We start from the raw sequence: 17,525 nt of genomic DNA on the forward strand, positions 1-17,525 counted from the left end.
GTGTACCGGTCCAGGACGCATCCGCGTCGGACCCTCACCGCCCACGCTCCGGGCCGCCGCATGTCCGGGCCGGCCCGTCCGGTTCCGGGCCCGCACGTACGCGCCCATACCTACGCCCCGGCAACGCCGGTCGCGGCGAAGTTGCGCCTCAGGTGTTGTCCGGGCCTGGTCAACAGGCTTCAATGCGGTCTTACTTGGGCCGTGAACCACGGCGTACGCCTGCGACCATCCCCCGTACGTCGACCGGGACGGCCCCCTCGAACAGTGCGAACGGCACGACAAGCCGTTGCAGCTTCAACGGAAGGGCCCCTGCATGCGGCACGGCACACAGCGCGCGGACGTGGACGTCGTGGCGGCGGAACTGGACACGGCGCTGCGGACCGGCCCCTTCCATGTCGCGCTGCGCGCCGCGATCACCGCTCGCGGACTGCCGTTGCAGCGTGTACAGCACCATCTGACGCGGTACGGGGTCAAGGTCGGCGTGACCAGCCTGAGCTACTGGCAGCAGGGCGCCCGGCGTCCCCAGCGGGCCGAGTCCCTGCGGGCCGTGCGCGCCCTGGAGGAGATACTCCAACTGCCGGAGGAGTCGCTGATCCGCCTGCTCACGACCGCCGACGGCCACGCCACCGGAGAACGGCCCTCGGCGCGCTCGTACCGCGCACTGGTCGAGGCCTCCGGAGCCCTCGAGAAGCTGCTGGCCGAACTCGACTCACCGCCCGACGGCGGGCTGCTCGCCATCGGCCAGCACGAACGGGTACGGATCGGCGCACGCCGTGAGCTGCTGGCGCGCGACTCCCAGCACATCGTCCGCGCCCACAAGGACGGCGTCGACCGCTATGTGGCCGTCCACCACGGCGATCCCGGCTGCGCCCCGGAACGCATGACCGTGCACGCCCTGGAGAACTGCCGCACGGGACGCGTGCTGTGGCACCACGAGACCGGGGTGCTGGTGGCCGAGCTCCTCTTCGACACGCTGTTGCGGGCGGGCGACACCTTCCTCTTCCGCTACGGGGTCGAGGACGGCACGGCCGGCGCGTCCGGCGAGTACGTCCGCGGGTTCGGCTTCTCCGGCGGGCAGTACGCCCTTGAGGTGCGGTTCTCCGAGGAGGCGCTGCCCGTGCGCTGCCACCGGTTCGCCCAGCACTCGGCGGCGGCGCCCCGCGGTGGCCGCCGGGAACTGTCCCTGAGCGGCCACCACCGCTCGGTCCACATGGTGGAGCAGCGGGTGCGGTCGGGGATCGTGGGAATCGGGTGGGACTGGGAGTGAGCGGCCGTCCGGATGGCTCGGCCGCCTTTTCCGCGAGCACGTAAACGCTTGCGTAAGCGTTTACGTACCCTTTCTGATGGGGTACCTTCGCGGACGACAGCCGCTTGCGGGCGCGACCCGGCGGAACACAGGGCGGGGCGGGCCAGACAGGTCAGGGCGGCGCAGGCCGGAGCAGGGCACGGCGCGCCGGGGCAGCGGGGAGTACGGCATGGCGACGATGGTCGATGTGGCCCGGCACGCGGGCGTCTCCGTCGCGACGGTCTCGCACGTGCTCAACGACACGCGCCCGGTGCTGCCGCACACGCGCCAGGCCGTCCTCGACGCCATCGAGACACTCGGCTACACCCCGAACGGCCTGGCCCGATCCCTGGTCACCGCGCGCACCCGGTCCATCGGGCTCGCGGTGTCGGCGATCAGCAACCCCTACTTCACGGAGATCCTCCAGGGTGTGGAGGCGAGCGCCCTGGAGCACGGCTACAGCCTGTTGATCGCGGATCCGCACGACGACCCGGTCCATGAGCGCAAGGTGGTCCAGCTCCTGCACGAGCGACGCGTGGACGGCATGATCGTCGCGCCCTCCGCGGACCCTCGGGAGCTGCTCGGCTACCTCGGTCGGCACGGCGTACCGACGGTGTTCCTCGACCGGCTGGTCGACGACGTCGCGGCGCCCGGTTTCACGTTCGACCAGGTGTCCGCGGAGAACACCGAGCCCGTCACCCGCCTGGTCACCCACCTCGCCGAACGGGGCCACCGGAGGATCGGCCTGGTGGCGGGCCTCGCGGGCCTCAGCACGACGAGCGAACGGATCACCGGCTACCGGCTCGGTCTGGCGCACGCGGGACTCGCCCACGAGGAGCGGCTCGTGATCCCCGGCAACTCGGAGGCGGCCGGCGCCGAGCGGGCGACCGATGCCCTGCTGTCCCTGCCCGCACCGCCGACGGCGCTGATCACCGCCAACAACGCGATGACCATCGGTGCGCTGCGGGCAGTCCGGGCGCGAGGTCTGTCGGTGCCCGGCGATCTGGCCCTGTGCTGCTTCGACGACTTCTCCTGGGCGGACCTCTTCTCGCCCCGGCTCACCACGATCTCCCAGCCCAGCAAGGAGATCGGGGCCCGGGCCGTGCGGCTGCTGCTGGAACGGCTGGACTCCCCCGGCCGCCCCGCCCGTACGGTCCGGCTGCCCTCCACCTTCGTCCACCGCACCTCCTGCGGTTGCCCCGAGAAAGGAACCGACTCGTGATCGTCGTCGCCGGTGAGGCCCTGATCGACCTGGTGCCCAGTGAGCCGGGCGCGCTCGCCGCACTCGCTCCGCGGCGCGGCGGCGGCCCGTACAACACGGCGGTCGCGCTGGGCCGGCTCGGCTCCCGCGCTGCCTTCTGTTCCCGGATCTCGACCGACGCCTTCGGTGCGGCACTGGCCGACGGACTGCGCGAGGCGGGCGTCGACGTGTCGTCGGTGCAGCGGGGCGCCGAGCCCACGACCCTGGCCGTGGCGTCCATCGCCGCGGACGGCTCAGCCGGGTACTCCTTCTATGTCGAGGGCACCGCGGACCGGTTGTTCTCGGCGCCCGACCGACTTCCCGAGGGGGCGCGGGTAGTGTCCTTCGGTACCTGTTCGCTCGTCCTGGAACCAGGTGCGAGCGCGTACGAGGAGCTGATGCGGACCGCGTCCGCCCAAGGGGTGTTCACCACGCTGGATCCCAACATCCGCGCGGGACTCATCCCCGATCCGGACGCCTATCGGGCCCGGTTCAAGAGCTGGCTGCCCTCGGTGTCCCTGCTCAAGCTGTCCGAGGAGGACGCCCGCTGGCTGGGCGGCACACCGCGCGAATGGCTGGCCTCCGGCCCCTCGGCCGTCGTGATCACGCGGGGCGGCGACGGGCTGACCGCCTTCACCCGCGACGGCGGGGAGTACTCCGTGCCGGGCGAACCGGTCGACGTGGTGGACACGATCGGCGCGGGCGACACGGTGAACGCGGCGCTGCTGCACGGCCTCGCCGCCCGCGACGCGCTCTCCGAGGTGGGGCCGGTGGGTCTGGGGGCCGACGGCTGGGGCGAGTTGCTGCGGTTCGCCGCCCGGGCCGCGGCGATCACCTGTTCGCGCGCGGGCGCGGAACCGCCGTACGCACATGAACTGGACGCCTTCTGAGCGACCTCAGTGGCGCCCCGAGCGGCACGGGAAACTGCGCGAGCGCCGCAAAGGGGCGCGGGGAGCTGCGCGACCAGCCACGACGCGCCCGCCGTCACAAGACGGCCGGACCTGGCACCCCCTCGGCCCTTGGGCGGAACACCCGTCTTGATTCCAGAACGCGCCGCGCCCCACGGACTTTCCCGTGGGGCGCGGCGCGTGACGGTGACGACGTACAGGACTACAAGGCCCTGCAGCCGGTCACCCCGTTCAGGCCTTGCGGGCCCGGGCCGTCTTCTTCGCCGGGGTCGCCTTCTTGGCGACGGCCGTCTTCTTCACGGCCGTGCCGCTGGCGCCCTTGGCCGCGGTGGCGCCGACCGCCGCGGACTTCGCCGTCGTGGTCTTGGCCGTCGCCGTCTTCCTCGTCGTCGCCGTGGCCGCCACGGCCTTCTTCTTGGTGGCGGTCTTGCGCACGGGCTTCGCCTGTGAGGCGTCGCTGACGCGCTCGGCGCCCAGCACCTCCTGCAGGAACTTGCCCGTGTGGCTGGTCGACACCCCGGCCACCTCCTCGGGCGTGCCCTCGGCAACGACGATGCCACCGCCCGCCCCGCCCTCGGGGCCCATGTCGACGACCCAGTCGGCAGTCTTGATCACGTCGAGGTTGTGCTCGATGACGATGACCGTGTTGCCCTTCTCGACCAGGCCGGACAGCACGACGAGCAGCTTGCTGATGTCCTCGAAGTGCAGCCCTGTGGTCGGCTCGTCGAGGACGTACACCGTGCGTCCGGTGGACCTCTTCTGGAGCTCGCTGGCGAGCTTCACCCGCTGGGCCTCACCGCCGGACAGGGTCGTCGCGGACTGGCCGAGCCGGACGTAGCCGAGGCCGACGTCGTTGAGTGTCCTGAGGTGGCGGGAGATCCCGGGGACCGCCTCGAAGAAGTTCATCGCTTCCTCGATCGGCATGTTCAGGACGTCGGCGATGGACTTGCCCTTGTAGTGGACGTCCAGGGTCTCCCGGTTGTAGCGGGCCCCGTGGCAGACCTCGCACGGGACGTACACGTCCGGCAGGAAGTTCATCTCGATCTTGATCGTGCCGTCGCCCGAGCAGTTCTCGCAGCGGCCGCCCTTGACGTTGAAGGAGAAGCGGCCGGGCAGGTAGCCGCGGACCTTCGCCTCGGTGGTCTCGGCGAACAGCTTGCGGACGTGGTCGAAGACACCGGTGTACGTCGCCGGGTTGGACCGGGGGGTGCGGCCGATCGGCGACTGGTCGACGTGCACGACCTTGTCGACGAGGTCGTCGCCCTCCACGCGCGTGTGGCGGCCGGGAACGCTCCTCGCGCCGTTCAGCTCGCGGGCCAGGTGCGTGTACAGGATGTCGTTGACCAGCGTCGACTTGCCGGAGCCGGAGACACCCGTGACGGCCGTGAGAATGCCCAGCGGGAACGACACGTCGATGTCCCGGAGGTTGTTCTCGCGGGCGCCGTGCACCGTGAGCTGCCGGGACGGGTCGCGCGGGCGCCGGACATCGGGCAGCGGGATGGCCTTCTTGCCGGAGAGGTACTGGCCGGTCTGTGACTCCTCGTTGGCGAGGAGCTCCTTCAGGGAGCCGCTGTGCACGACATGGCCGCCGTGCTCGCCCGCGCCGGGACCGATGTCGACGATCCAGTCGGCGACCTTGATGGTGTCCTCGTCGTGCTCGACGACGATGAGCGTGTTGCCCATGTCGCGCAGCCGGACCAGCGTCTCGATGAGGCGGTGGTTGTCCCGCTGGTGCAGTCCGATGGAGGGCTCGTCGAGGACGTACAGGACGCCCACGAGGCCGGAGCCGATCTGGGTGGCCAGCCGGATGCGCTGCGCCTCGCCGCCGGAGAGGGTGCCCGCGGCGCGGTTCAGCGACAGGTAGTCCAGGCCGACGTCGACCAGGAACCGCAGCCGTTCGTTGACCTCCTTCAGGACGCGCTCGGCGATCTTCTTGTCGCGCGCGTCGAGCCGCAGCTTGCCCAGGAAGTCCGCACAGTCACTGATGGACATGGCGGAGACCTCGGCGATGGACTTCTCCATGACCGTGACCGCGAGGACGACCGGCTTGAGACGCGTGCCCTCACAGGTGGGGCAGGGCACCTCGCGCATGTAGCCCTCGAAGCGCTCGCGGCTCGTGTCGCTCTCGGCCTCGCTGTGCCGGCGCTTCACGAAGGGGACGGCGCCTTCGAAGGGCGTGGTGTACACGCGCTCCCTGCCGTACCGGTTGCGGTAGCGGACCTCGATCTGTGTCTTGTGCCCGTACAGGAGGGCCTTCTTGGCGCGCTGCGGGAGACCGGCGAAGGGGATGTCGGTCCGGAATCCCAGCGCGTCCGCGAGGGCTCCGATGAGGCGCGCGAAGTAGTCCTTGGTGTGCCCGTGCGACCAGGGGTGGATGGCGCCCTCGTCGAGCGACTTGTCCTGGTCCGGGACGATCAGCTCGGCGTCGACCTCCATGCGCGTGCCGATGCCCGAACACTCCGGGCAGGCGCCGAAGGGCGAGTTGAAGGAGAAGGAGCGGGGCTCCATCTCCTCGAAGGACAGGTCGTCGTACGCGCAGTACAGGTGCTCCGAGTACATCCGCTCGCGCTCGGGGTCGTCGGCCGGGAGGTCGACGAAGTCGAGCACGACCATGCCGCCGGAGAGGCCGAGCGCGGTCTCCACGGAGTCGGTCAGGCGGCGCTTGGCGCCCTCCTTGACCGTGAGACGGTCGACGACCACTTCGATGGTGTGCTTCTCCTGCTTCTTCAGCGTGGGCGGCTCGGTGAGCTGGATCGTCTCGCCGTCGACCCGGGCCCTGCTGTACCCCTTGGTCTGGAGGTCGGCGAAGAGATCGACGAACTCTCCCTTGCGCTCGCGCACCAGCGGCGAGAGCACCTGGAAACGGCTGCCCTGCGGAAGCTCCAGGACCTTGTCGACGATGGCCTGCGGCGACTGGCGCGAGATGGGACGGCCGCACTCGGGGCAGTGCGGCTTGCCGATACGCGCGAAGAGCAGTCGCAGGTAGTCGTAGACCTCGGTGATGGTGCCGACCGTCGAGCGCGGGTTGCGCGAGGTCGACTTCTGGTCGATGGAGACGGCCGGGGACAGACCCTCGATGAAGTCCACGTCCGGCTTGTCCATCTGGCCGAGGAACTGCCGGGCGTACGAGGAAAGGGACTCCACGTAGCGCCGCTGTCCCTCGGCGAAGATCGTGTCGAAGGCCAGCGAGGACTTGCCCGACCCCGACAGGCCCGTGAAGACGATGAGCGAGTCGCGCGGAAGGTCGAGCGAGACATTCTTCAGGTTGTGCTCGCGCGCTCCACGGACGATGAGACGGTCGGCCACGCCGGGTCCGCACCTTTCTAGAGAGAAGTGACAGGGCCGAGGCCCCACGTCTTTTCTCAGACTAGGGGGAGCCACTGACAACGCCGGTTCGGTTCGCCTCGGTGAGAACAATCCCGGACTTCCAAGAATGCCCGGCGCCACCCCCGACCTTATAGCACGCACATTCGATTACCGGACGTTGTCCGCCACCTTCACCCGAACGCGTACCGGAGCTATCGTCGGACGCATGAATGATCATGTGCGCGACCTGGCGTCTGTACGTGACGCGACCGAACGGCTGCTCACCGCAGTCGCCGCCCTGGACAACGCCGATGTGACCGAACCGTCACGGCTGCCCGGCTGGAGCCGCGGACACGTCCTGGCCCATCTCGCCCGCAACGCGGACGCCCTGGTGAACGTCCTGGAGGGCCGGCCGATGTATTCCTCCGGGGAGGCCCGGGACGCCGAGATCGAACGGGACGCCCCCCACCCCCTCAAGACACACCTGGTCGACCTGCGCGACAGCGCGGCCCGCTTCCAGGAGACCGGGGCCGCGCCCGCCGACTGGTCCCGGACCGTGGAGCTGCGCAACGGGGTCACCGACGCGGCGGCCAGGGTGCCGTTCCGGCGCTGGATCGAGGTGGAGCTGCACCACGTCGACCTGGGCATCGGGTACGAGCTGGAGGACCTGCCGGCGGAGTTCAGGGAGCGGGAGATCGCGTTCCTAGCGGACCGCTTCGCCGGACACCCCGAGGTCCCCTCCACGCGCGTCACGGACGGCACGCGCGCGTGGAGCACGGGGCGCGGCTCCGAAGACGCGGAAAAGTCCCCCGAGGTCACCGTGACCGGTCCCGCCCCGGCCCTGCTCGGCTGGCTCGCGGGACGCCGTGCCGGGTCGGCTCTGCGCACGGAGGGCGGACCGCTTCCCGTACTGCCCCCGCTATAGGCTGAGCGGCATGACCTACAGCGGAGCGGTGAGGGTCGGCGGCCCTGCGGACGTGCACGAGTTGCGGGACCTGATGATCTCCAAGGTCGCGGTCGGCCCGATGGACAACAACGCCTATGTGCTGCGCTGTCGGGCCACGGACGAGCAGCTGCTGATCGACGCGGCGAACGACGCGGGCACCCTGCTCACCCTGATCGGCGCCGACGGCATCGCCTCCGTCGTGACCACGCATCAGCACGGCGACCACTGGCAGGCCCTCGCCGAGGTCGTGGAGGCCACGGGCGCGCGTACGTACGCGGGACGGGACGACGCCGAGGGCATCCCCGTGCCGACCGACGTACCGGTCGCGGACGGGGACACCATCCGGGTCGGACACGTGGAACTGACCGCCCGCCACCTGGTGGGCCACACGCCCGGCTCGATCGCGCTGGTCTACGACGACCCGCACGGACACCCTCATGTGTTCACGGGGGACTGCCTCTTCCCCGGTGGTCCTGGACGGACAACAAATCCTGCGGACTTCACGTCACTGATGGACGGACTGGAAGAGAAGATCTTCGGCCTCCCGGACGAGGCGTGGATCTATCCCGGACACGGCAACGACTCCTCCCTCGGGGCAGAACGACCTCACATCCCCGAGTGGCGCGCACGCGGCTGGTAGTCGGTCCCCGGGGCCACCTCTCACGAGAGGACAGGCCCCATGAACGAGCCCCACGCCATCGCGTTCGCGGTGGGGAACCCGCAGTTCAGACTGGCCCACTTCAAGCGGTGGATCGCCGCCGGGTGGGCGCTCGACCTGAACGACGCGGTCCGGGTGAACGCGCAGCTCCTGCGGAACGCCCGGCACGCCCAGCTGGACGGTGCCCCCTACCAGTGGGACATGCGGACGGCGACGAAGGACCGCCGCAGGTGGGAGCACCACAGGCGGCTCGTCCTGCTGAAGACGGCGACGTGCGCGTTCTGCACGCAGTCCGCAGTGGACATCACGTACGCGCTGCCGCTGTCGAAGGACGGCACGGACCGGCTGCGGAACAAGATCCCGGTGTGCCAGCAGCATGCCGGGCTGTGGCCGCAGATACGCCGGGACCTCCCTCAGCGGGTGAGGGAGAAGCTCATCGGAACTCTGGTTGTGCTGTGGGGTCACGATGTTCATCGCACGTGACAGCACGGATGACCGGTTGTGGTTCCGGCTACGGGACTGCGCCGCCCGCTTCGGTTCGCTGTTCTGCATCGGCTGGCAGAACCTCGAATCCCTGATCCGCAGCGATGTGACGTTCCTGCCTGCCGGACCCGATACCGCAGGGGCGTTCGATCAGGCGCTGGTCCGGGATCTCGGGTTGGTGATGCTGGCGGAGTGGAACGACCCGGACGTGTGGTTGTGGATGCAGAACAACAACGCATACCCGACGCCTGGTCTGCTGGATGAGGTGTACGGCTTGGTGAAGGAGCCGTGCGTGTCGTACCGGGGCATCCTGGCCGGCCGGGCGTTCTCACCGGAGGCGCAGGGCTGGAGGTGCTCGCGGTGTGGGCGTTTCCCGTCGCAGATGAGCCTGCTGGACCACGTTGAGGGTGTGCCGTTGTACATGTGCGCCGGGCAGGAGGAGACGGCGTGTCTCACCTCCTGAAGTTCCGCTTCAACTCGGCGTTGCACGGCAAGAAGTCGAAGGCCCATAAGGGCGTGTGTTCGTGGCATGCCGGGGAGTGCGACAAGAAGCCGAAGTGGTCGTTCTTCACGCCGATGGGTTGGCAGTCGGCGTGCGGTAAGGCGAGGGAGGCGATCGAGGAGCGGTACGGAAAGCCTGTGAACTAAGCCGGGAGGGGGCCTCATACGGGCCCCCTCCCCTGCTACGTCAGGGGGAGTTCGGTAAGCATGACGGCGTACACCGGGGAGTCGGGGAACGGCTGCCGCTCCCCCACCTTGCAGAACCCCCACGCCTCATACATGGCCTGCACCCGCGGATGCTCCGTATCCACCAACAGGACGGCAAGGCTTTCGTCCCGGCCGTCCAACAGGGCGCGGGACAGTTGCTCAGCAAGGCCAGCCTTCTGCCACTTCGTACGGACCGCCAGCTCCGAGTAGGAGAACGTGTGAGCCTTCTCCGGTGCGGGATCAAGGTGTTCACGCCACCACTCCCGCGACGGAACGGCAGGCGCCCCGTAGGCGAAGCCGACCGGCTCGTCCCCATCGAAGGCGATGACACAGGCGAAGCCGGGGTTACCGCCCCAGTGATCGACGAACCAAGGGAAACGTTGGTTGAACTCGTCGTCCATCGCGTCGGCGTAGGCGTCCGCATGCACATCGATCAACGCCTGCCGGATGTTCGGAAGGTCTCTGTGCGTGAAGCGTCGGACGTCCACCTCGGCCATCAGGGACGGCTCCATTCGGATCGGAAACGGTCTCCCCACTCTCGTGCGACGTCCGCGTCAGGCGCAAGTGTGAGCAGGTCGCGGTAGTAGTCACCGAGGAGAGACCGCATCCGTCCGGGAATGGGAGCGCCCGCCATCAACTGAAACGTTTGTGAGGCAGTCGCGCAGGCTTGGTCAATGTCCCGCTGGTGCAGCTGTGCGAGAGCGAGACGGGTGGTGGCGAGAGCCCGGTTACGGCGGAACTGGTCCGGGATGGTGGAGAGCGCCTTGTGGGAGGCGGCTTCAGCCTGCGCGGAGTCTCCGATCCGGTCCCGGACGATCGCGGTCATCGCGGTGAGTTCGGCCGGCCCGTAGAACGCCATCCATGAGGGGCGAGGTTCGTCTGGTGCCTTGCTGAGGGCTTCTTGGGCGTAGCCGAGGGAGCGGATGGCGGCTTGCCGGTCACCGAGGTTGGAGTGGCTGACGGCGGTGCGTGCGTGGGCGAGGGAAGCGAAGAACGGATCCCGTCGGGTGATCGCGGTGGCTTGTGCCGCGTATCCGGCGTCGACGGCTTGGGCGTGTTGTCCGCTCTGGTGGGCGAGCATCGCGAACGAGTTCCACACCCTCATCTCGACGATCGGGTCTTTCGCCATCCCGGCCAGGTAGAGGGCCTGGTTGAGGTACTCGGTTGTCTTGTCGAGTTTCCGGGCGTCGAGGGTGGACCAGGCGGCGGTGGCGGTGTAGTCGGCGGCGATGGAGAACAGGCGGAGCCGGATCCGCTGCGAGGCTGCCTTGGACAACTTGTCGAGGGCTTCTTTCGCTCCGACGAGGGCGGCACGTTCCAAGCCTTCGTGGCCGCCTCGGGTGTCGTCCAGGGCCATCAGCGTGTCGAGGCCGGAGCGCAGCCGGATCACATCGGACGTGCCGACGGAGTAGGGGCGACCTTCGAGGGGTTTCATGACGGCGGCAGCCGTGCCGGTGGTGGCGGTGAGGAAATTCCTGCGCCTCACGGGTGACTCCGGTTCGGTGGTCGGGCTTCTCCGAGGGGGTGAGAAGCCTAGATCTTCGGCGGGGCAACCGAATACTCCTTCTAAGGCTGCCCGTTGCCGAGGGTGCGGCCACCGGGTTCGACCTGTGAGCCAGTACCGGACGGTGCGGTCGGTGACGGTGCCGTCATGCCCCAGGGCGCGCAGGCGGGAGTTCACGGCGTCGGCCAACTCGCCTTGCGTGAAGCCTGCTTCCTGCATGGCGCTCGTGAGGCTGGTGTTCCCGTCCACGTTTTCCACGGTAGCGACCTGAGCTGGGCGAGTGGGGGCGACTGCCAAGAAATTTCCGGTTGCCCGTGACGCACACCCACCGGACTTTTCCTCCTGTCCGTACGCGCACGGTCGTTGACTGAATCAAGGCCGCCCAACGAGGCAGCACCAAAACTCCTCCGAGGTCCTGATGACTGTGTCTGCCGTGTCACGCCCCACCGGGGTTCCCGGGTACTCCGAGACGTTTCCCTCCGTGCCGTCGAGCGCACTGTCCGCTCGGCGCCTCGTACGGATCGCTCTCACGAACTGGCGTCTCGAACAGTCCATCGACGACGCCGAGCTGATCGTGTCCGAGCTGGTGTCCAATGCGGTACGCCACACCAGCAGCCGCGTCATCCGGGTAACAGCGGCATGGCCGATGGACACGCGCGTACGGATCGGGGTGATCGACCGGTCCCGCACGATCCCGCACCTCCAGTACACGGACCGTGACTACACCCGGCCGCACGGTCGGGGCCTGCTGATGATCGACGCCCTGACGTACCGGTGGGGCACCGACTTGTACAACTGGGGAAAAATGGTGTGGGGCGACCTTCTGGTCGAGGCCCGGCCATGAAGGGCGGCAAACCGTGGGTCGGAGACGAGGTCTACGACCAAGACGCGCAACGCACTGGGATCGTCACCGACGTCAGTGCGGGCATGTACGTGATGCACCCGACCTACGGGCCCGGCGCGGAGTGGGCCAACCCTGACGGTGACCGCCTCACCATCACGGTTCCGCTTCAGGGGACCGAGTAATGGGGACCCGGCTCGCCACCCTCCCCATGATCCTCCTGTTCGCTGTCGGCTGTGATGAGGGTCCGGTCAGCCAGCCAGAGCAGGAGAACCGCGTCACCGTCTCTGCGTCGGCGACAGAGACGGTGACGCGGACCACCCGGGCGGAAGCGTGCGCCACGGTGAACGCGGCGCTGGAGCGCCTAGAGACGCCGTTGCAACTCCTCGCTGAGGGCGGGACCCCGGTGTCGTGGACGGACGACTACCGCGACGGCGCGAAGACCTTCCACAGGGTCGGAGCCACAGGCCCAGGTGCGGTGGGTTCGCTCTCCGAGGGGCTCGGTGACGATCTCGACCGGCTCGTTGTGGCGCTCGACAAGGAGCAGACGGCCGCAGCAAGGGCCATCGGCGACGTTGTCACGAACCGGGTACGAACCCTGAAGTACACCTGCAAGTAGGACTCGCACGCCGCTACGCTGCCGTCCCTGATCAGGGGGACACATGGACGCATCCAACATGGCAGCAATTCGGGCCGAAAGAGAAAGAGCACAAACCGACCTCGCCCGCCACAGGAAGAGCAAGTCGGCGATGTTTGCGATGAGAGCCGGAGTAGCAGGCGGCGTACTAGGTACCCTTTCAGTTGCTTCGGCTGCGGGTTCCTCTGGTGGCGAGTCGAAGGACTCCTTCGACTACGGTGACGTTCTCGCTCTTTCACTGACCGTCGGCGTCGCGATGGCCATCATCGTAGGATTCTCCATTCCATGGCTTGTAACACGACGCGCATACATGAAGAACCAGAACGTGCACTTCTCGGAAAGACTGAAGGCCGAGAAGGAGCGTCATTCTCAGGCGATGGAGCAGCTCAGAAAAACCACCGAGCTGGCTACGTTGATGGAATGGAACCAAGACCAGATCAAGACGTACCACGACATCGTCACCGAACAGGCCGACAAGTCGTTCAAGTCATCCCGGACCGCCATGCATACCGGTCTTGCTCTTCTCGTGGCAGCCGCCATCAGCGGTGTGAAGGTACCCATTGAAGAGGTTCGCTGGTTCATCGGCGCACTCGCGCTCTTCAGCACCATGTTCGCCGCATACCTGTCCCGTACCTACCTGGCGATGTACAAAGAGTCGATCGGCCAGCTGAACCGATACTTCGACCAACCGGTACTCAACAGCTACTTCCTTACCGCCGAACGCGTCACAGAGGGCCTCGACAAAGAAAACCAGCTCGCACTGAAGCAGCAGATCATCAACGAGGTCCTGGCAACCAGCTCCCGCATGAGTGTCCGGTCCAACTCGGCAAGTGAGCCTGCGCCTGCGGCGATGAAGGCCGTGAAGCCCAAGCCGAAGAAGAAGGCGAAGCCGAAGAAACACACGGCCTCCCTGAACGGCACCCCTCGGGCATAATCGAATCGGGTTCCTCCTGTGCTGGTGAACCCTGAAGCCCCCTCCGCCGTACGCGCCGTCGCCGGAGGGGGCTTCTCCACGACGAAATAAGACAAACACGCATTGTCGGTCCCTTTCTCTACCATGGCCTCAGAGAGACCAGCACAGAAAAGGAACCATTGACATGCGCGTTGGGATAACAGGCGGCGCAGGCTTCATCGCCGGACACATCATCGAAGACCTCGTCGCACGCGGACACTCCGCCATCGTCTTCGACCACCTCGGCCGAGTCGACCGGGAAATCATCGCCAACGCCGACCCGGAAGGCCGCGACCACATCACCCGGATGCTCGGTACCGTCACCGACGAACGCGCAGTCTTCGAACTCGCCGCCCACGTCGACGGCATCATTCACCTCGCCGCCGTCCTCGGCACACAGGAAACAATCCAGTGCCCGAAGCCTTCAGCAGAAACGAACATCCTCGGATCGCTGAACGTTTTCGAAGCCGCCTCCCACTATCAGCTTCCCGTCGTGTACGCCGGAGTGGGAAATCACTGGATGCGAAACCACGGAACCGGCTCCTACACCATTTCGAAGACGGCAGCCGAAGACTTCGCCCGCATGCACAACGCCTACCGAGGCGGCCGGATCACGATCGTCCGGCCCGTCAACGCGTACGGGCCCCGCCAGTCCGTCGCAGCCCCCTACGGCACCTCCAAGGTCCGCAAGATCATGCCCGCGTTCATATGCCGGGCCCTGACCGGAGCGCCGATCGAGGTATACGGCTACGGCACCCAGGTCTCCGACTGCGTGTACGTCACCGACGTCGCCCGGACCTTCGCGACCGCCCTGGAGTGGACCGCCGAACACGGGCCGACGAAGGCCCCCGTGGACTGCGGGCCCATCAAGTCCGCGACCGTCCTGGACGTAGCGCGTCTTGTTGCAGGAACGGTGTCCGTGAAGACCGGACGCGCGCCCGTGAAGATCGAGCACCTGCCGATGCGGCCCGGCGAGGTCCCGAACGCGGTCGTGAAGGCCGACACCCGCACCCTGGAGCAGATCGGCCTGTCCGCCGGAGACTTCGTCGACCTGGAGACCGGGATCTCCCACACCGTCGACTGGTTCCTCGCGAACTGGCTGCCCTCCTACCAGACAGCCGCATGAAGACGTTCTTCTGGGCCGCCGACGAAGGCGGCTCAGGGTTCTACCGGTGCACCATGCCCGGCACCGGCCTCGCGTGGCGCGGCCACCAGGTCGGTGCCTCCACCGTCATGTCCGCGCCGTGGCAGGACGCCGACACCATCGTGGGCTCCCGGGTCTGCCTGCCCGGCCCGTCCCGCCTGTGGCGGCACCTCCACGACGAAGGCCGCCGCCTGGTCCTGGACCTTGACGACGACTACTTCCACATCGACCCGAGCAACGAGGCCGCCCACCGGGACTGGACGACGCGTTTGCTGCCCGGTCTGATCGACAACCTGAAGTACGCGGACACCGTGACCGTCTGCTCCGAAACTCTCGCCCAGGTCGTACGCGACTACCACGACGACGTCCGCGTCATCGAGAACGGGCTCCCCGCCCAACACCTCGGCCTGCCCCGCGACTACACCCCCGACATGCTCACCGTGGGGTGCGCCGTCACCACCTCCACGCTCCACGAGCTGCCCCTCGCCGCCCGCGCCCTGAACCGGATCGCCGACTACAAGCCCGGCAAGGTCGAAGTCCTCCTCGTCGGCCCTACAGGACCCCAGGCGCGGGAGGCCGGCGTTCGGCACCCGCGGATCGGGACGACCGGCTGGGTCGACGGGTTCAGCGCCTACGCGGGGTGGGCGTACCAGTTCGACGTGTGGGTCGCCCCCTATCGGGACACCGTCTTCAACCGGGCGAAGTTCCCTACGAAAGCGTTGGAGGCCGGGTTCTTCGGGATTCCGCTGATCGTGTCCGACGTCGGCGCCTACCGGGACTGGATCACCCATGAGGAGAACGGGTTCCTCGTCCCGTCCGGGCAGGAGCACCTGTTCGGGAAGTACCTGAAGCAGCTCGTCGACGACCCTGCGCTGCGGCAGTCCATGGGGATCGCCGCCCGCGCCCGCGCATCCCGCAACATCCTCCAGGCGCTGTCGCTGCGGTGGGAGGACGTGGTGGGAGACCAGTCCCTCTCTCACAGCACAGGAGCACTCCCATGATCGACGGACACAAGGTCGTCGTGTGGACGCCGTACGGGCGCCGCGACACCTACAACATCCTCATCCAGTACCTGCGCCGTGACGTGGAGCGCGGCCTGATCGACGAGGTGTGGGCGTACATGAACACCGACCCGTCCGGCCAGGAGCAGGACATTGCGTACGCGCATGAGCTGGCGGCCCGGTATCCGTGGTTCCAGCTGAAGGAGCGGCCCGACGGGGTGTCCATCCACGGGCAGAAGCAGCGCAACACCGGCTACGCCTACCGGTACATGACCGACCCGGATGCGGTGTACATCCGGATGGACGACGACCTGGTGTACGTCCACGAAGACGCTGTGGAGAACCTGACGCGGAAGCGGCTCCAGATGCCGCACGCCACCGCGATCTTCCCGGCGATCTGGAACAACGCGATCGTGTCGTGGTTCCTTCAGCAGGTCGGGGTGATCCCGAAGGAGTTCGGCGCGTGCGAGCCGTACTGCATGGACGCCACAGGGTGGGCCAACGGGCAGTTCGCCGTCGACATCCACCACCTGCTCCTCGACCACATCGAGGCAGGCACGGTGTCGGAGCTGTACACGTACCAGGACTACCCGATCAAGCCGGGCGTGCAGTTCTCCGTGTCGTGCTTCGCGTCCCTCGGCTCCCTCTACCAGAGCCTCCCTGCGGGCCCCGGGATCCTGGTGCCCGATGAGGAGGAGCACTGGCACACGGTGCACCAGCCGCAGGTGCTGGACTCGCCGAACATCCTGATCGGGAACGCGGTCGTCTCGCACTTCACTTTCTTCCCCCAGCGGGCGATCGTCCTCGCCTCGGATGTTCTGGACCGCTACCGGGCCCTCGCCGAGAAGCTCTGACCTACGAGAGTTCGAGGGTTTCTCTATGAAACCCTCGAACCGGAGCCTCCGTGGTCAGGCGATGCGGGTGGCGCGGGCCCACGACCCCAACCCCATGCGGGTGTTCGTCGCGTTCGATACGGCCTGCGCCCACCGCAGCGTGCACGTCCCGCCGGTCGTCGTGATGACCGTGCCGGTCTCGATCGCGTGCAGCAGGTTCGTGTTCGCGTTCCGGTACCCGTAGGTCGCCGTCGTCGCGAAGCCGTGCACACCGAACCGGCCGTTGACGTCGTCACCCAGGTTGTGGGCTCCCCCGTCGCCCGCCGCAGTCGACGCCGGACCTGTCAGGGCCTTGAAGCCGGTCGCCCCGGACGGCACTGTCCAGTCCGTCGTCATCAGCCCGGTGGCCCCGGAGCCGACGAACAGATGAAACTCGACGATGTACACGGCGTTCGCCGCGAGGGTGAACGTCAGATCCGGGTCCGCCGTCAGCGTCGTCGTCGACCCACGGTCCGTCGACGCCGCCTTGTACACGTAGGCCGGCACGTTCCAGCCCGACACGGCGCCCGTCGCGGTCAGGTCCCCGCCGACGGTCAGTGTGTCGTCGGTGGTGAGGATGTTCGCTCCGCTGCGGTACAGGTTCGTGTCCCGGGTCGCCGCACCAGAGCCCCACTCGATCTTCCCGGACTGGTTCACGTTGAAGCGGGCCACAGAGTCCCCGGTCACCTGCACGTCCAGGGCGGTGCTGGTGCTGGACGGACGCTGCGACAGGAGCCTCGCGGGCACTGTGGTGGTGCCGCCGCTGCTGCTGATCGTGACGTTCGTAGCCGTCAGCGGATCCCGCCACGACCCCGACGCGGGGAGGGTCCCGTTGGACAGCAGGAAACGGCCGGTGTCGGTCTCGTAGATGTTCTGCCCCGAGTAGGGGGCGTTCGGTCGGGTCGACGACGTGCACACCGTCGTACCGACCTGCACGTCCAGCTTGTCGAGGTTGTTGTTCACGTCGGTGGTGACGTTGATGTTGTCGTTCGGGTCCGGCTTGTAGAGGCCAAGCCGTGTGGTGTTGGTGCCGGTCATGG

General features: G+C 67.8%; 18 protein-coding genes. 14 read left to right on the forward strand and 4 right to left on the reverse strand.

All coding sequences use genetic code 11. The features are described from left to right. The first annotated feature begins 313 nt into the window (after positions 1–313). From K3769_RS08340 to K3769_RS08350, 3 genes are all read left to right on the forward strand, one after another. Positions 314–1,267 carry a hypothetical protein gene (locus K3769_RS08340; RefSeq protein WP_267025789.1) on the forward strand — a complete coding sequence of 318 codons (954 nt, stop codon included), beginning with the start codon at positions 314–316 and terminating at the stop codon, positions 1,265–1,267. Positions 1,268–1,475: 208 nt separating this feature from the next. Then, positions 1,476–2,507, forward strand: a complete 1,032-nt coding sequence (locus tag K3769_RS08345) for a LacI family DNA-binding transcriptional regulator (protein WP_267025790.1) — start codon at positions 1,476–1,478, stop codon at positions 2,505–2,507. Further along, the gene (locus K3769_RS08350) at positions 2,504–3,415 is read left to right on the forward strand and encodes a carbohydrate kinase family protein (protein ID WP_267025791.1); all 912 of its coding nucleotides are present in this window, start codon (positions 2,504–2,506) and stop codon (positions 3,413–3,415) included. Before K3769_RS08345 ends, K3769_RS08350 begins: the two co-directional genes overlap by 4 nt. Before the next feature lie 249 nt (positions 3,416–3,664). On the opposite strand, the gene uvrA is transcribed toward K3769_RS08350, so the two are convergent. Further along, positions 3,665–6,739 (reverse strand): excinuclease ABC subunit UvrA, encoded by a 3,075-nt coding sequence (gene uvrA / locus K3769_RS08355; RefSeq protein ID WP_267025792.1) that lies wholly within the window; start codon positions 6,737–6,739, stop codon positions 3,665–3,667. Positions 6,740–6,965: 226 nt separating this feature from the next. On the opposite strand from uvrA, the gene K3769_RS08360 reads away from it, so the two are divergent. Genes K3769_RS08360 through K3769_RS08380 form a run of 5 tightly spaced genes read left to right on the forward strand, consistent with a single transcriptional unit; the run spans position 6,966 to position 9,474 of the window. Continuing rightward, a complete protein-coding gene (locus K3769_RS08360; protein WP_267025793.1) occupies positions 6,966–7,664 on the forward strand; it encodes a maleylpyruvate isomerase family mycothiol-dependent enzyme in 699 nt (232 codons plus the stop codon). A 10-nt stretch (positions 7,665–7,674) separates the two neighbouring features. Further along, a complete protein-coding gene (locus K3769_RS08365; protein WP_267025794.1) occupies positions 7,675–8,325 on the forward strand; it encodes an MBL fold metallo-hydrolase in 651 nt (216 codons plus the stop codon). Between the two features lie 39 nt (positions 8,326–8,364). Continuing rightward, positions 8,365–8,826, forward strand: a complete 462-nt coding sequence (locus K3769_RS08370; protein WP_267025795.1) for a hypothetical protein — start codon at positions 8,365–8,367, stop codon at positions 8,824–8,826. Further along, a complete protein-coding gene (locus tag K3769_RS08375) occupies positions 8,810–9,289 on the forward strand; it encodes a hypothetical protein (protein WP_267025796.1) in 480 nt (159 codons plus the stop codon). Before K3769_RS08370 ends, K3769_RS08375 begins: the two co-directional genes overlap by 17 nt. Beyond that, positions 9,274–9,474, forward strand: coding sequence for a hypothetical protein (locus K3769_RS08380; RefSeq protein ID WP_267025797.1), 201 nt, complete (start codon positions 9,274–9,276; stop codon positions 9,472–9,474). Before K3769_RS08375 ends, K3769_RS08380 begins: the two co-directional genes overlap by 16 nt. Before the next feature lie 35 nt (positions 9,475–9,509). On the opposite strand, the gene K3769_RS08385 is transcribed toward K3769_RS08380, so the two are convergent. Together K3769_RS08385 and K3769_RS08390 are read right to left on the reverse strand one after the other, a co-directional pair. Then, the gene (locus K3769_RS08385) at positions 9,510–10,031 is read right to left on the reverse strand and encodes a GNAT family N-acetyltransferase (RefSeq protein WP_267025798.1); all 522 of its coding nucleotides are present in this window, start codon (positions 10,029–10,031) and stop codon (positions 9,510–9,512) included. Beyond that, entirely contained in the window at positions 10,031–11,287 is a 1,257-nt protein-coding gene (locus K3769_RS08390; protein WP_267025799.1) for an NsdA family TPR-like regulatory protein, read from the reverse strand. Before K3769_RS08390 ends, K3769_RS08385 begins: the two co-directional genes overlap by 1 nt. Before the next feature lie 232 nt (positions 11,288–11,519). Here K3769_RS08390 and K3769_RS08395 point away from each other — a divergent pair, with 232 nt between their 5' ends. From K3769_RS08395 to K3769_RS08420, 6 genes are all read left to right on the forward strand, one after another. After that, the gene (locus K3769_RS08395; protein WP_267025800.1) at positions 11,520–11,882 is read left to right on the forward strand and encodes an ATP-binding protein; all 363 of its coding nucleotides are present in this window, start codon (positions 11,520–11,522) and stop codon (positions 11,880–11,882) included. Between the two features lie 208 nt (positions 11,883–12,090). Next, complete coding sequence (locus K3769_RS08400) at positions 12,091–12,498, forward strand: hypothetical protein (protein ID WP_267025801.1); 408 nt, start codon at positions 12,091–12,093, stop codon at positions 12,496–12,498. A 43-nt stretch (positions 12,499–12,541) separates the two neighbouring features. Further along, on the forward strand, positions 12,542–13,450 hold the full coding sequence (locus K3769_RS08405) for a hypothetical protein (RefSeq protein WP_267025802.1): 909 nt from the start codon (positions 12,542–12,544) through the stop codon (positions 13,448–13,450). Positions 13,451–13,613: 163 nt separating this feature from the next. Next, the gene (locus K3769_RS08410) at positions 13,614–14,594 is read left to right on the forward strand and encodes an NAD-dependent epimerase/dehydratase family protein (protein ID WP_267025803.1); all 981 of its coding nucleotides are present in this window, start codon (positions 13,614–13,616) and stop codon (positions 14,592–14,594) included. Then, on the forward strand, positions 14,591–15,613 hold the full coding sequence (locus K3769_RS08415) for a glycosyltransferase family 4 protein (RefSeq protein ID WP_267025804.1): 1,023 nt from the start codon (positions 14,591–14,593) through the stop codon (positions 15,611–15,613). Before K3769_RS08410 ends, K3769_RS08415 begins: the two co-directional genes overlap by 4 nt. Next, the gene (locus tag K3769_RS08420; protein WP_267025805.1) at positions 15,610–16,467 is read left to right on the forward strand and encodes a hypothetical protein; all 858 of its coding nucleotides are present in this window, start codon (positions 15,610–15,612) and stop codon (positions 16,465–16,467) included. The genes K3769_RS08415 and K3769_RS08420 overlap by 4 nt, the downstream gene beginning before the upstream one ends. Before the next feature lie 54 nt (positions 16,468–16,521). Here the strand turns inward: K3769_RS08420 and K3769_RS08425 are convergent, their stop codons facing one another. Continuing rightward, positions 16,522–17,523 (reverse strand): hypothetical protein, encoded by a 1,002-nt coding sequence (locus tag K3769_RS08425; protein ID WP_267025806.1) that lies wholly within the window; start codon positions 17,521–17,523, stop codon positions 16,522–16,524. Positions 17,524–17,525 lie beyond the last annotated feature (2 nt).

Origin of the sequence: Streptomyces ortus, assembly GCF_026341275.1 — a bacterium.
GTDB lineage: Bacteria > Actinomycetota > Actinomycetes > Streptomycetales > Streptomycetaceae > Streptomyces > Streptomyces ortus.

Bases quoted from the DNA above. Each gene is read 5' to 3' on its own strand.
- K3769_RS08420 (WP_267025805.1), top strand. From the start codon at position 15,610: ATGATCGACGGACACAAGGTCGTCGTGTGGACGCCGTACGGGCGCCGC.
- K3769_RS08410 (WP_267025803.1), top strand. From the start codon at position 13,614: ATGCGCGTTGGGATAACAGGCGGCGCAGGCTTCATCGCCGGACACATC.
- K3769_RS08385 (WP_267025798.1), bottom strand. From the start codon at position 10,031: ATGGCCGAGGTGGACGTCCGACGCTTCACGCACAGAGACCTTCCGAAC.
- K3769_RS08405 (WP_267025802.1), top strand. From the start codon at position 12,542: ATGGACGCATCCAACATGGCAGCAATTCGGGCCGAAAGAGAAAGAGCA.
- K3769_RS08345 (WP_267025790.1), top strand. From the start codon at position 1,476: ATGGCGACGATGGTCGATGTGGCCCGGCACGCGGGCGTCTCCGTCGCG.
- K3769_RS08365 (WP_267025794.1), top strand. From the start codon at position 7,675: ATGACCTACAGCGGAGCGGTGAGGGTCGGCGGCCCTGCGGACGTGCAC.
- K3769_RS08340 (WP_267025789.1), top strand. From the start codon at position 314: ATGCGGCACGGCACACAGCGCGCGGACGTGGACGTCGTGGCGGCGGAA.
- K3769_RS08400 (WP_267025801.1), top strand. From the start codon at position 12,091: ATGATCCTCCTGTTCGCTGTCGGCTGTGATGAGGGTCCGGTCAGCCAG.
- K3769_RS08425 (WP_267025806.1), bottom strand. From the start codon at position 17,523: ATGACCGGCACCAACACCACACGGCTTGGCCTCTACAAGCCGGACCCG.
- K3769_RS08370 (WP_267025795.1), top strand. From the start codon at position 8,365: ATGAACGAGCCCCACGCCATCGCGTTCGCGGTGGGGAACCCGCAGTTC.
- K3769_RS08415 (WP_267025804.1), top strand. From the start codon at position 14,591: ATGAAGACGTTCTTCTGGGCCGCCGACGAAGGCGGCTCAGGGTTCTAC.
- K3769_RS08375 (WP_267025796.1), top strand. From the start codon at position 8,810: ATGTTCATCGCACGTGACAGCACGGATGACCGGTTGTGGTTCCGGCTA.
- K3769_RS08360 (WP_267025793.1), top strand. From the start codon at position 6,966: ATGAATGATCATGTGCGCGACCTGGCGTCTGTACGTGACGCGACCGAA.